The following is a 14,421-nucleotide window of genomic DNA, read 5'->3' on the forward strand; positions in this document are numbered from 1 at the left end:
CAACCCGGCCAAAAGCCGGGTTGTTTCATCTGGTAGTCAAATCAGGCCTGCCTGGACGGCAAAGGAACACTGTGGAACAGACGGTAAAGCACCGGCACCACAACCAAAGTCAGCACGGTGGCAAACCCCAGACCGAACATGATGGTCACCGCCATTGGTTTAAAGAATACATCCGGCAACAACGGAAGCATCCCCAGAATCGTGGTAATCGCGGCCATACAGACCGGACGAACCCGGCTGACCGCCGCATCAACGACAGCCTCATATTTATCTTTCCCGCTGCTGATTTCGATCTCGATCTGATCAAGCAGTACGATCCCATTTTTAATCAGCATCCCCGACAGACTCAGGAAACCCAGCAATGCCATAAAGCCAAAAGGCGTATTCAGCAACAGCAGACCGGTTGCCACCCCAATCACCGCCAGCGGAACGGTCGCCCAGACAATCAGTGCCTCTTTCACTTTGTTAAACAGGAAGATGGTGATCAGAAACATCATCAGATACCCCATCGGCATTGAACTGAACAGCGAGGCTTTCGCATCACCGGACGATTCATATTCGCCGCCCCATTCCAGCGCATAACCTGGTGGCAGATCCAAAGCATCAATCGCAGGCTGAATTCGTTTCTGCACGGTCGCTGCTGTTTCATCCCCCAACGGATCCGGATCGGCCATCACCGTCAGTACCCGTTTTCTGTCTTTCCGGGCAATCAGCGGATCTTCCCAGCGAACATTGACTGCAGAAATCACCTGTTGCAAAGGCACATAACCCTGAACCGCGGGACTCCAGATTTTCATGCCCTCAATGGTACTGACATCAACCCGTTCCTGATCCGGCAAGCGCGCCACGATTGGCATCAGCGTGGTGCCTTCTCGGTAAATACCGACCGACAGACCTGAAAAAGCCATTTGCAGAAAGTCATCAACATCCTTCTTGGTAATCCCGTAACGCCGGGCCTGACTTTCATTGAACACCGGCTCCAGCACTTTGCTCCGTTCGCGCCAGTCATGACGGATATTGGCGGTTCCCGGGTCGGCTCGCATGATATCCACCACCTCTTTCGCGAGACCACGCAGCACTGTCGGATCCGGACCAATCAGTCGCGCTTCAATTTTCGCGCCGGAAGACGGGCCTAACATGATTTGCTTCAGCTTGTATTCCAGCTCCGGGAAGTCCTTCAGCATCACGGAATGCACCATCGACATGGTCGGAACAACATCTTCAAACTGTTTCACCCGGATAATCAGCTCACCATAAGCGGCATAACTCTTCTCCGGTGAATACGTCAGCATAAAGCGCTGTGAACCCTTGCCGGCACTGGTGCTGACAAACTCCACCATGTCGTCCTGCTCAATTTGCTGCTGCAAACGGTTCAGCGCATCATTGGTTGCGCGAATATCCGTTCCTTCCGGCATCCAGACATCCACCATGAACATCGGAGACGTTGAAGCCGGGAAGAATGACTGTTTAATCAGCGTGAAACCGTATAGGCTCGCCCCCAGCATCAGCACCAGTGCGACCACGGTCAGCCATGCCCGGCGCATACAGAATTCCAGGAACTTGCGATAAGCAACAAAGACAAAACCTTTGTACGGGTCATCCGCTTCACCGCCGTCCGAAATCTTCTGTGATTTGAAGAACAGATCGCCAAAGAAAGGCGTCAGGGAAATAGCGGTAAACCAGCTCAGCATCAGGGAGATCAGCAGGACGGTAAACAGGGTGCGGGTATACTCACCCGTTGAGTCCTGCGACAGTCCGATCGGTGCAAATGCCATCACTGCGATAACGGTCGCGCCCAACAGCGGCCATTTGGTTTGCGTGACAATATCAGACGCCGCCTGCAGCCGGGTTCGGCCTTTCTGCATCCCGATCAGGATGCCTTCCACCACGACAATGGCATTGTCCACCAGCATCCCGAGCGCAATGACCAGTGCCCCCAGCGAAATTCGCTGCAGATCGATTGCCATCCACTTCATGAACACGAAAGTCGCCAGAACCGTCAGCAGCAGGATCAGGCCGATCAAGAGTCCGGAACGCAGCCCCATGAAGAACAGCAGAACTACAATCACGATGACCACAGCCTGGCCCAGACTGATCACAAAACCACTGACTGACTTATCAACTTCCGAAGGCTGGCTGTACACCACGCCAATATCAATCCCGACAGGCTGCTGCTCTTTCAGCTCTGCCAGCCGGGCCATGACCCGTTTACCGCCGTCTACCACGTTGATCCCGGACACAAAGGAAACCCCGACATTCAATGCCTGCATCCCGTCATAGCTGACAAGATTGTCCGGAATTTCTTTAAAACCGCGTTTGATCGTGGCCACATCGCGCAGATAAATCAGTCCCTGAGAACCGGCATCTTTGATAATCAGATCACCCAGCGCATCCACATTCTGGAACTCACCTGTGGTCTGAACCCGGATATATTCGTCACCAACCCGGATACCACCAGCACTGGTCACCAGATTCTGCTGCTGAAGCGTGCCATAAATTGTTTGCGGTGAAATCCCCAGATTGCTCAGACGCTGCATGGAGATTTCAATGAAAACCTGCTCCTGCTGCGTTCCCGTCACCTGCACTTTGCCGACACCGTCAACCAGTTCAAGCTCGCGGCGCAGATAATCGACGTAGTCATTCAGTTCCCGATAGGAATACCCTTCACCGGTCACCGCCAGCAAAATACCGTACACATCACCAAAGTCGTCGATGACTTTGGGGGTGCCGACACCCGGCGGCAGACTCGGTTTGAGATCATTCACCTTACGGCGTAATTCATCCCAGATTTGCGGCAAGTCATTCGGACCATATTTGTTTTTCATGGTCACCGTGATTTGCGACAGATTCCGACTGGAAATCGAGTTGACCTCGTCAACGTAAGGCAACTGACCAATCGCTTTTTCAATCGGGTACGTGACTTCTTCCTCAACCTGCTGAGCCGTGGCCCCCGGGTAAGAAGTAACCACCATGGCATCCTTGATTGTAAACTCAGGATCTTCCAGCCGTCCCAGATCCAGAAATGACATCGAGCCCCCAATCAGAAAAATCAGGGTCAGCATCCAGCTGATAACTTTATTTTTAATAAAGTAGGTTGCGATATCCTGTTTCATGAGCTGGCTGCCTCCTGGTCGACAATATTCACTTGCTGACCATCACGGAGACGGTTCACGCCTTCAGTCACAATCACTTCACCTTCTTTTAAGCCGGAGACCAGACGCACGCCGTTCGGGACAACTTTATCGGTCACCACCTGGCGTTTAGTCACGGTATGATCCTCGTTTACAACCCAGACAAACTTATTCGCAGGGCCAATGTCATCTCCGTCTTCGTTAAACACGGCTTCCAGCGGGATCACCACTTCATCTGAGCGGTAAACCTGCACGCGCTGGGCATCCACTTTCACTTCCACGGCCGTCCCGTCCAGAATAAATTCGTCCTTCGGCATCGGCATGGTTAAGGTGACCTTGAACGACCCCAATTCAGGATCCGGTTCGGTGGTGTACTCTTTCAGGTAAGCGGTATATTCATGACCGGTATCCAGAACCACTTTGGTACCCGGATGTCGGTCCTGAACCTGTCTGGCCGTACTTTTGGAATAAATCATGTCCGGCGCCTGAATGAGAATATCGACATTTTTGGCACTGTGGATATTCATCACCGCTTCCCCGACCTGAACATTCTCAAATTGCTCCACAGGAACACGGGAAATAACGCCGCTAAACGGTGCATGCAGTTCGGTAAAGGTCAGCCGGAGTTTAGCCAGATTCAGCCTCGCCTTAGCGATTTGTCGCTGAGCCGCCAGCTCATCAAATTGTGACTGGGCAAGATATCCCTGCTTCACCAGCTTGGCAGAGCGGCGGTACTGGCTGTCGGCCACATTAAACTTGGCCTGCGCATCATTGACTTCAAGCTGGTAATCCGTCGGATCCAGTTGTGCCAGCAACTGGCCTTCCTTTACGAACTCCCCGGGCTTCACATTCACCTTGATGATTTCACCCGGCAGACGGAAAGACAAAACAGATTTATCGGCGGCGGCAGCAACAGCCGGAAAAGACAAAATGGGGGCGCTGTCTTCCATGGTTACGGTGTAAACCGCAACAGGCTGCGGCATTTTCGGTTCATGCTGCGCTTCCCGGCCGCATCCGGCCAGAACCAAAGCGAAAGCACAAGCGGACAAACGGACTAAAAAGGTACTCTTCATCTTAAAGACCCCGCTCCTTCACCCATTCCCGCACAACCTGACCTTCTTTCAACTCAGTCACGCCAGAAACGGCAATCGTCTCACCATCTTCCAGTCCCTCAAGAATCCGGTCATTGTCATCCAGCACAACTTCTACCTGACTGACTTTACCGTCTTCAGCAACCCGCCAGACATAGGTTTTATCATTCTGACGCAGGATCGCCCGCTCCGGCAGAGCACCAGAACCGGTAAACGGAAGCGCTACCTTCACCTGAGCCGCCATGCCCGGCAGCAGATTCTGGCCAATCGGTTTCTCCATGGTCAGCGTGACCTGATAGCTCGCTGTTTTGGTATCCGCTTCGGTGTCAATTTCCTTCAGCCTCGCCTCAAAAGCCTGATCAGGAATCGTATCGAAAATCACCTGTGCGGTGCGGTCATCACTGGCACTGAGGCGGGTCAGCAACTGTTGCGGCAGCTGAAACGAGACACTCAGCAACCCTTCACTCTGAATGTGCATCACCGGCTGTTTTGCCAAGACGTATTCATAATCATTTGCCATCGAAATGGAGACCGTGCCGTTGTAAGGGGCAATGAGCGTCGCATATTTCAGATTCGCCTGCTGTTTATCCAATTCAGCTTTGGCCTGATTTCTGGCCGCTTTCGACTGGTCAAAATCCAATTCAGACACCACATTGGTTTTCAGCAGTTCCGCATTTCGCTTGTACTGCACATTCGCCAGGCTGTAGTTTGCTTTAGCCTGATCAACCAACAGAGTCAGTTCATCCGTTTTCAGCTGAGCAAGCCGCTGGCCTTTTTTGACCTCTTCCCCATCACGCACATCCACACTTTCCAGCACTCCGGAAACCCGAAAGGCCAGTACAGCTTTATCCCCTGCCTCTACCTGAGCAGGAAAAGTTCGATAGGTCTGGCTTTCGCCAACCTCAACCACCATCAGCTTTACCGGCCTGGATGCCGGTTCCGGGGCGGATTGGTTCTTTTCGCTGCAACCGGTTAAACCAGCCGTCAGACACAGGGCCAACAAAGTGAGCCTCATTGATTGCTCTCCAATTCACGACGTCAAAATTTTTCAGCATGATGTATTTACATACACACTTTATAGCAAAAAAATGCCATTTTATTGGCTGATACCTTAATAAGAGATTAAACCAACATGAAAAAAAGGAGCCATACGGCTCCTTTGTTTTTCAAAATATTTCTGACTGAAAGTTATTTATTCGATCAGGCGTCCATTTCTGCAATTTTGACTTTCCAGATATCCGGACCTGTCTGGTGCGCATTCACACCGTCAGAATCTACAGCAACGGTGACTGGCATATCCTGAACGTCGAATTCATAGATGGCTTCCATCCCCAGATCTTCGAAGGCAACCACGCGGGATTTCTTAATCGCTTTGGCCACCAGATACGCAGCACCACCAACCGCCATCAGATAAACAGCTTTGTGATTCTTGATCGATTCAATGGCGATCGGACCACGTTCTGCTTTACCAATCATGCCGATCAGACCCGTGTCGGCCAGCATCATATCGGTAAACTTATCCATCCGGGTGGAGGTTGTCGGACCCGCAGGACCCACGACTTCATCACCAACAGCATCAACCGGACCAACGTAGTAGATAAAGCGATTGGTAAAATCAACGCCTTCCGGCAGACCCTGACCGCTTTTCAGCATCTCCTGAATACGCTTATGAGCCGCATCACGACCGGTCAGAATTTTACCGGACAGCAATACAGTTTCGCCGGACTTCCATTCCTGAATTTCTTCTTTGGTGATGTTGTCCAGATTTACACGGCGCGTATTCTGACCCACTTCCCAGGTCACTTCCGGCCAGTCTTCCAGCTTCGGCGGTGTCAGTTCAGCAGGTCCGTTACCGTCCAGTGTGAAGTGAACGTGACGGGTCGCTGCACAGTTCGGAATCATACACACCGGTTTTGACGCAGCATGGGTCGGCGCTGTCTTGATTTTCACATCCAGCACTGTGGTCAGGCCGCCCAGACCCTGAGCACCAATACCCAGCTTGTTCACGCGATTGAAGATATCCAGACGCAATTCTTCTTCCGCATTCTGCGGGCCGCGCTCCATCAGATCCTGAATATCAACGGATTCCATCAGCGATTCTTTCGCCAGTACCGCCGCTTTTTCTGCGGTACCACCGATACCAATGCCCAGCATGCCCGGCGGACACCAGCCAGCCCCCATCAGCGGAACAGTCTTCTCGACCCATTCTGCGATGTCGTCAGACGGGTTGAGCATCACCATTTTGGTTTTGTTTTCAGAGCCGCCACCTTTGGCCGCCAACTGAATTTCAACTTTGTCGCCCGGCACCATATCAATGTGCACAACAGCCGGTGCGTTGTCTTTGGTGTTGATGCGTTTACCCGCAGGATCAGCAACAACAGAAGCACGCAGCGGATTCACCGGGTTGTTATAAGCCTGACGCACACCCTCGTCGATCATTTCCTGCACGGTCAGATCGCTGTCCCACTGAACATTCATGCCGATCTTCACGAAACAGGTCACAATGCCTGTATCCTGACAGATCGGGCGATGGCCTTCAGCTGACATACGGGAGTTAATCAGGATCTGCGCCATGGCATCTTTTGCAGCCTGGCTCTGTTCTTTGTGATAAGCCTTTTCCAGGGCCTGAACAAAATCCAGCGGATGGTAGTAGGAAATGTATTGCAGCGCATCAGCTACGCTGCTAATCACATCGTCTTTACGGATGACGGTCATAGTTGCCCTCGTTGCTTATTGTCGTATTGCGCGCCTGCGATTTGACGGGTCTGACCCGGACTGGACAGTAGGGTGCCAGAGGCAGACCAGAGTCTTGAGCTGAATCATCAACAAACCGGAGAAAAGTCGCGGTGCAGGCGTCGCATTTTCATTTTTATGATACTCTTGCCCGCAATCTCGCGCTATGCGCCAATCGAACACCTGTCACAAAAAAGAAAATGAAATATTCTGCTGTCTCTCAACTTCAGGTTTTGCATCTGGACTATAGCAAGGATGCTATCCTGAGCTGGTTCGAACCCCTTTCTGCTTCGCCGTGGGCGATGTTGCTGCGTTCTGCGGCCGAAGGCCACCCGGACAACCGCTATGACATCCTGGTTGCCGATCCGCTGGCAACCCTCGAAACCCGCGGTGATACCAACACCATCACCTATGCCGACGGCACCCGGGAAATCAGACAGCAGGACCCGTTCGCCCTGCTGCAAACTCTGCAAGCGGATTTACTGCCCAATGCTGAACCTGTAGCCAATTTACCCTTCATTGGCGGTACACTGGGCTACTTCGCCTATGATCTGGGCCGTCAGGTTGAAAAAATGCCGTCGCTTGCCATACAGGATATCCATACGCCGGATATGGCTGTCGGTCTTTACGACTGGGCACTGATTGCAGACCATCAGACACAAACACTGACGCTAGTCGCGCCGGAAGTGGACTCTCGCCTTTCCTGGTTAGCGCAGCAACAGGCGCAGCAACAGCAGCAATCTGCCGGATTCCGGCTGACTTCTGAGTGGCAGGCCAATATGTCACCGGAAAGCTACCGAACCAAATTCGACCAGGTCCAGGCGTATCTGAAAGCCGGTGATTGCTATCAGATCAATCTGGCCCAACGTTTTCAGGCTGGCTACGAAGGCGATGCATGGCAGGCGTACCAAAAACTGGAACACAGTAATGGTGCGCCGTTCTCAGCCTTTATCCGTCTTGAGCAGGCCGCAGTATTGTCTGTATCACCGGAGCGCTTCCTGAAACTGGAAGCCAACCAGATTGAAACCAAACCCATTAAAGGTACCCGGCCGCGTTCTGAAGATCCGGCTCAGGATCAGGCCAATGCAGATGATCTGCGACATGCAGAGAAAGACCGTGCCGAAAACCTGATGATTGTCGACCTGCTTCGCAATGATATCGGACGGGTTGCGACACCGGGCTCTGTTCGTGTTCCCAGCCTGTTTGCCATAGAAAGTTTTCCGGCAGTCCACCATCTGGTCAGTACGGTCACTGCAACGCTGAACCCGGAACAGCATTCTGCCGCTGATCTGCTCCGGGCCTGCTTCCCCGGCGGTTCGATTACCGGTGCTCCGAAGGTACGGGCGATGGAAATTATTGAAGAGCTGGAACCTCATCGGCGCAGCGTTTATTGCGGCAGTATCGGTTATCTCAGCCGCTGTGGCCGTATGGACACCAGTATCACAATTCGGACGCTGATTACAGAAAACAGCCAGATCTATGCGTGGGCTGGCGGCGGTGTTGTCGCAGACAGTGAGGCAAACAGCGAATACCAGGAAACGCTGGACAAGTTGAGCAGGATTCTGCCAATCTTGTAACAGACCCTCAACATTTCGCCGGGAGGGGGCGCTGTCAGGATAGTTTCATGATCACTCAGCATCACATGCTCAGCCGTTTTCTGCTTGCCCAGCCCGGCCAGTATGACCGCAGCCACCACAGACGCATCAAACAACTTTTGCCTGACAGCAGCCGCTTCAAACCTGCGGCTGTGATGATTCCTCTGGTAGCCCGCAATGACGGTTATCATGTGATTCTCACCCGCCGTGCCCGTCATTTGAAACATCATCCCGGCCAGGTGGCCTTTCCGGGCGGCCGGTTTGAAATTGAAGACGGCGAACTGATGACCACAGCCATCCGGGAAACGCAGGAAGAAATTGGTATTCTCTGCGATAGAAAAGATATTCTCGGCCAGCTGCCTGCACTGCCGACGCTGAGCGGGTATATGGTGACCCCCTTCCTGTCAACCATCACTGCCGACTACCAGCCAGTTCTGGATCACAATGAAGTCGACAGCATCTTTGAAGTGCCCATCACCTTCCTCCTCGACCCGCGGAATATGCGCACGCAACATTTTATGTTCCGGGGACGATCACATACGATCTACGCGATCCCATACAAGGAATATGCCATTTGGGGTGCCACAGCGCAGATCGTCAAAGCTTTGTCACATCAAATATGGGTCGATATCCCAAAGTCAGTTCAGAATACAGACTCAAACTGCTGAACCTTTCGCCATCTGAAACAGATTTAAAAAAACTTTTGGTGATCAAACTCTCATTTCCTTGCAACAAATGTTAAATAGTGAGCCAGTTTTTTCACAGATCATTTTTTCATACGCCAAATAAGGGAAAATACGCCTGTTCCTGTTCCCTATCTAATTTGGATTTTCCTATGCAAACAAAAACTGCAACTGTATCTGCGGCGCCAAAAAGCCGCTGGACTGCGCAGGATACAACCTGGGTACTCTCGCTGTTTGGTACAGCGGTCGGTGCCGGTATCCTGTTCCTGCCAATTAATGCGGGTATGAGTGGTTTCTGGCCACTGGTCGCAATGACCATTCTGGTTGGCCCGATGACCTATTTTGCACACCGCGGTCTGGCCCGCTTCGTGCTGTCATCTTCCAAGCCGGGAAGCGACATTACTGAAGTTGTTGAAGAACATTTTGGCGTGAACGCCGGTAAACTCATCACACTCCTCTACTTCTTCGCGATTTATCCGATTGTGTTGATCTATGGCGTTGGTATCACCAATACCGTTGATTCTTTCATGGTCAATCAGCTGGGCATGGAATCCATGCCGCGCGCATTGCTGTCTATCATCCTGATTCTGGGCATGATGTCTGTGATGGTCGCTGGTGAGAAACTGATGCTGAAAGTGACCCAATTCCTGGTTTACCCGCTGGTCGGCATCCTGCTGTTCATGTCGGTCTACCTGATCCCGGAATGGAACCTGTCTGCCGTGAGCATGGACACCATGCCATCTCTGGGTGATTTTGCGGTGACCCTGTGGATCACCATCCCGGTTCTGGTCTTCTCGTTCAACCACAGCCCGATCATTTCTGCCTTCTCACAAGCGCAGGCTCGTGACCATGGTATCCATGCAGAAGAGAAAGCATCACGCATTCTGTCCCGTGCTGCACTGATGCTGTTGGGCTTTGTCATGTTCTTTGTATTCTCTTGCGTACTGAGCCTGTCTCCGGAAGATCTGGCTGCTGCGAAGAAAGCAAACCTGGCCATCCTGTCTTATCTGGCAAACAAACACGATAATCCGTTTATTTCATATCTCGGCCCGATCGTTGCGTTTGTTGCGATTGTATCGTCCTTTTTTGGTCACTACCTAGGTGCTCGCGAAGGCCTGAATGGATTGGTTTCTAAACAATTAAAGTCGTCTGGTAAGCAAGTTAACGAAAAGAAGATTGACAAATTTACTGTTGTCTTCATGATTGCAACTATCTGGTTGGTCGCGACAGTTAATCCTAGTATTCTGGGAATGATTGAAACATTAGGCGGCCCGATTATTGCGACTATTTTGTTCCTGATGCCAATGTATGCAGTGCATAAAGTCCCTGCAATGAAGCAGTACAAGGGCGCAATAAGCAACGTATTTGTCACGCTGATGGGCCTGATCGCTATATCAGCCATTCTGTACGGCCTGTTCTTCTAAGCGTCGCCTGTACAGCCTTACTGACAAAATACGTAAAAGAACCGATACTTAAGAGCAGGGGAGCTTTCATCGCCTGCTCTTTTGTTTTGACTATACTCGCCAAGGAAGGGGCGGGAGTTCATCAAAAAGATAACAGTCCTGGGCTGAAGCAAGACTGCTTCCCCGACTGAGGTACTACGCATGATCAGTATTTTTGATATCTTCAAAATTGGTGTGGGTCCTTCCAGTTCGCACACTGTAGGTCCAATGAAAGCAGGTAAAGAGTTTGTCGACGACCTGCGCGAGATGGGCACTATCAACGATGTCACCAAAATCACCGTTGATGTGTATGGCTCTCTGTCTCTGACAGGTAAAGGCCACCACACAGATATTGCCATCATCATGGGCCTGGCGGGCAACAGCCCCGAAACTGTGGATATCGACAGCATTCCTGGGTTTATCGCCAGTGTCGGCGAGACCGAACGTCTTCCAATTGCTGGTAACATTCACACGGTCGATTTCCCGCGTGACGGTGGCATGAATTTCCATAACACCAATCTGCCGCTGCATGAAAACGGTATGAGCATTCACGCCTGGGCGGGTGATGTAAAAGTTTACAGCAAGACTTATTACTCCATCGGTGGTGGTTTCATCGTCGATGAAGAACACTTCGGTAAAGATGAAGAATCTGAAGTTCAGGTTCCGTTCCCGTTTACGTCTGCACAAGAACTGGTGCAGCACTGTAAGGATCAGGGCCGCTCTATCAGTTCTGTGGTCATGGCAAACCAGCGCGCCATGCATACTGACGAAGAAATCAAAGACTACTTCTCCCGTATCTGGAAAACCATGCAGGAATGTATGGACCGCGGTATGAACGAAGAAGGTATTCTGCCTGGCCCGCTGCGTGTTCCGCGTCGTGCTGCGGCACTGCGTCAGCAGCTGATTACTTCTGAACGCACCAACAACGACCCGATGACTGTTGTTGACTGGGTGAACATGTATGCGTTTGCTGTAAACGAAGAAAACGCCGCTGGCGGTCGTGTTGTGACGGCACCAACCAACGGTGCCTGCGGTATCATTCCAGCGGTACTGGCGTACTACGACAAGTTCATTCAGCCTGTAGGCGAGAAAGAGTACCTGCGTTACTTCGCTGCTTCCGGCGCGATCGGCGGTCTGTACAAGCGCAACGCATCTATTTCTGGTGCAGAAGTTGGTTGTCAGGGTGAAGTGGGTGTGGCCTGTTCTATGGCTGCAGCTGGCCTGGCTGAGCTGATGGGCGCAAGTCCGGAGCAGGTCTGTATGGCTGCTGAAATTGCAATGGAACACAACCTGGGTCTGACGTGTGACCCGGTTGCCGGTCAGGTACAGGTGCCTTGTATCGAGCGTAACGGTATTGCTGCGGTGAAATCGATCAACGCATCCCGGATGGCTCTGCGTCGTGCCTCTGAGCCACGCGTGTCTCTGGACAAAGTGATCGAGACCATGCTGGAAACCGGTAAAGACATGAACGCCAAATACCGTGAAACTTCTCAGGGTGGTCTGGCGATTAAAGTGATCTGCTAAATCAGCAAATCATATAGATGAAGGGAGGCCATGCCTCCCTTTTTTTATTCTGAATTTCCCGGACAATTACGTTTTGGTCCAGATTCGGGTATTGAGCGCCAAATCTTCCACAATCCCGGTAATGAAATCCAAGTCCTGATAAATATCTTTCACGGCATCAAAATTGGCTGCAGACTGAAACAACTTGGGTTCAAAATACTCTTTTCGGGAAGGAATCCCGATATGTAAGCTGTCCCCAACGAAGGATAACGCGACACTTGCGTTGGCTTCTTTCCTGAAGGCAACCAGCCGCTGCATCAGTGAAGTCGAGATCAGATAACGTGCTTCAATCTGATCATCACTATACACCTCAAAATGACGTTCAAATTCAGGGTCCTCCATTGCAACACGTTCACCAAAACCACTCCCCCCCAACAGATTATTCAGCGATTTTCCAACCGATGACCAGAAGCCTTCACTGTCAGGCGTGATATAAGTTTTACCATTGAAGTGTTTATTGGCATCTGCAATAAATAACACCCCTTTGAAGATGGTGTGCCAGGTTGTCCGCCTCTTGCCTTTAGAGTCTGTCCTGGTCGTCTTATACTGGGTATGAAGCTCCGAAAACTCAATCGCGGTTTTTCCCACGACGCCCCGAACATAATCCTCCCCGTTGTAGCGGTGATAATGACGGCGATATAAGCCACTGGCTTTATACTTCTCAGGGGAAATATGATCGTTGGGTGAGTACTCAAAACTGTCGTTGAATGTTTTCAGCAGTTTTCCGACGACCTGTGTTTTGTAACCGTCCCGGTAGACATTCCATTTGAGGGAAACATAATAATACATCGCGAGTGACATCAGGCTGGGAAGCCAAAAGATGATCCACTCATTACTTTTTCCGCTAAACGCGAAATACATCGCTATCAATAGGCTGGTCAGGATAGGCACGGCTGACAAATAACAACGTTTCACAGCTTCTTTTCGGATCTTGTCCAAGTCCTCTAGCTGGTCTTTCAGCGTGGTGTCAAAGAGTGTTTTGAGTTCCACCAGATTCTCTCTGGTTTCCATTGAAGCTTCCATGACACTCCCGATTATTTGTGGAACAGTTGGCCAACATTGATATTTTGTCTTTCTTGCTCAGGAATTTCGAACAAGACACGCTGCTTCAGGTTCATTCGGCTGGCAAAAAGACTTGAAGGAAACATTTCGATCGCATTATTCAGGTCGGTCACCGAAGCATTGTAAGCGCGGCGCGCCGCTGAGATTTGCTCTTCAGCTTCATTGATCGAACGCTGCAGCATCACAAAATTTTCACTGGCTTTCAGATCCGGATAATTTTCAACAGCGATGTTGAAACGCGACATTGTGGCATTCAATTGCTTATCCAGCGTGACTTTTTGTTCGCGGGCCAAACCGTCGTGCTGCACCTGAGTCCGGAGTGTCGTCAGTTCCTGCAGCAATGAAGATTCATGCGCCATATAAGCTTTCACGCTCTCCACCATATTAGGAATCAGGTCAAAACGCTTTTTCAGCATCACATCAATCGATGCTTCAGCATTTTCCACCTGATTCTTCTTACCAATAAGGCCGTTGTAAACAGAAATCGCTGCGACGACAGCAACGAGCACAATACCCAGTATGATCCAGATTCCCAATTGAAGTCCTCCTGTCAGTTCAGATTCGTCGGTATGCTGCTCAAACATCAAACAGCATCCCTGTCTTTATTCTCAGACAAATCATCATAGCGACCAATTCGACGATTACCTGAACACAGGCCTATATTTCACGACCGAAGAGCCTTTTTTATGCGCCACAGAGCAAATCTGAACGCCCAGAGATGAGTAAAATTTCAGTCTGCGTCCGCGAATCAACTCACTGAAACATTGAGCGCATTGATGAAAACAACCAACGAGAGCCTGATCACCTCTCCTTATGGTCATGAACACGCATAAATGGCTCGCAAAAATGCAGTGCCTGACGTCATCTCTGCTGTCTGTCTACGCAAATCAGGATTTCCAGTTCAGGGACATTCACCGCGGGAAGATCTATCCGTCATCCTGTCGAAGCTGTCATCACATATCCGGCCCCTGCCTTCCCGCTTTATCTGCTGAGTTGCCTTGCAGAACCGGGATTCACAAACTTAAGCCACCCGACATCTGTCACCGTCCTGCCGATTCTCTGAGCGCAGATATAAAAAAGCCCCGCACATGCGTGCGGGGCAAATCGCAGTTATTCAACGA

10 protein-coding genes are annotated in these 14,421 nt (G+C 51.0%); 4 read left to right on the plus strand and 6 right to left on the minus strand.

The genetic code is table 11. The annotated features are described in order from the left end of the window. Positions 1 to 41: 41 nt before the first annotated feature. The 4 genes from L4174_RS10270 to L4174_RS10285 all read right to left on the minus strand — a co-directional run bounded on the left by L4174_RS10270 (position 42) and on the right by L4174_RS10285 (position 6,937). Entirely contained in the window at positions 42 to 3,113 is a 3,072-nt protein-coding gene (locus tag L4174_RS10270; protein ID WP_248140670.1) for an efflux RND transporter permease subunit, read from the minus strand. Next, positions 3,110 to 4,204 (minus strand): efflux RND transporter periplasmic adaptor subunit, encoded by a 1,095-nt coding sequence (locus L4174_RS10275; protein WP_248140671.1) that lies wholly within the window; start codon positions 4,202 to 4,204, stop codon positions 3,110 to 3,112. Before L4174_RS10275 ends, L4174_RS10270 begins: the two co-directional genes overlap by 4 nt. A gap of 1 nt (position 4,205) precedes the next feature. Next, the gene (locus L4174_RS10280) at positions 4,206 to 5,237 is read right to left on the minus strand and encodes an efflux RND transporter periplasmic adaptor subunit (protein WP_248140672.1); all 1,032 of its coding nucleotides are present in this window, start codon (positions 5,235 to 5,237) and stop codon (positions 4,206 to 4,208) included. 185 nt (positions 5,238 to 5,422) lie between these two features. Further along, a complete protein-coding gene (locus L4174_RS10285; protein ID WP_248140673.1) occupies positions 5,423 to 6,937 on the minus strand; it encodes a fumarate hydratase in 1,515 nt (504 codons plus the stop codon). 218 nt (positions 6,938 to 7,155) lie between these two features. On the opposite strand from L4174_RS10285, the gene pabB reads away from it, so the two are divergent. The 4 genes from pabB (at position 7,156) to L4174_RS10305 (ending at position 12,199) form a co-directional block, all read left to right on the plus strand. Then, positions 7,156 to 8,532, plus strand: coding sequence for an aminodeoxychorismate synthase component 1 (gene pabB, locus L4174_RS10290; RefSeq protein WP_248140674.1), 1,377 nt, complete (start codon positions 7,156 to 7,158; stop codon positions 8,530 to 8,532). A gap of 47 nt (positions 8,533 to 8,579) precedes the next feature. Then, positions 8,580 to 9,218, plus strand: a complete 639-nt coding sequence (locus L4174_RS10295) for a CoA pyrophosphatase (RefSeq protein WP_248140675.1) — start codon at positions 8,580 to 8,582, stop codon at positions 9,216 to 9,218. A 167-nt stretch (positions 9,219 to 9,385) separates the two neighbouring features. Then, on the plus strand, positions 9,386 to 10,657 hold the full coding sequence (locus L4174_RS10300; protein ID WP_248140676.1) for a serine/threonine transporter: 1,272 nt from the start codon (positions 9,386 to 9,388) through the stop codon (positions 10,655 to 10,657). A 180-nt stretch (positions 10,658 to 10,837) separates the two neighbouring features. After that, positions 10,838 to 12,199 carry an L-serine ammonia-lyase gene (locus L4174_RS10305; RefSeq protein WP_248140677.1) on the plus strand — a complete coding sequence of 454 codons (1,362 nt, stop codon included), beginning with the start codon at positions 10,838 to 10,840 and terminating at the stop codon, positions 12,197 to 12,199. A gap of 66 nt (positions 12,200 to 12,265) precedes the next feature. Here L4174_RS10305 and L4174_RS10310 read toward each other — a convergent pair whose 3' ends face one another. Beyond that, positions 12,266 to 13,249 (minus strand): DUF3137 domain-containing protein, encoded by a 984-nt coding sequence (locus L4174_RS10310; RefSeq protein WP_248140678.1) that lies wholly within the window; start codon positions 13,247 to 13,249, stop codon positions 12,266 to 12,268. Positions 13,250 to 13,272: 23 nt separating this feature from the next. Continuing rightward, positions 13,273 to 13,884: a LemA family protein gene (locus L4174_RS10315; RefSeq protein ID WP_248140679.1), complete on the minus strand. Its 612-nt coding sequence runs from the start codon at positions 13,882 to 13,884 to the stop codon at positions 13,273 to 13,275. Positions 13,885 to 14,421 lie beyond the last annotated feature (537 nt).

The sequence above is a fragment of the Photobacterium sp. CCB-ST2H9 genome (genome assembly GCF_023151555.2).
Classification (GTDB): domain Bacteria; phylum Pseudomonadota; class Gammaproteobacteria; order Enterobacterales; family Vibrionaceae; genus Photobacterium.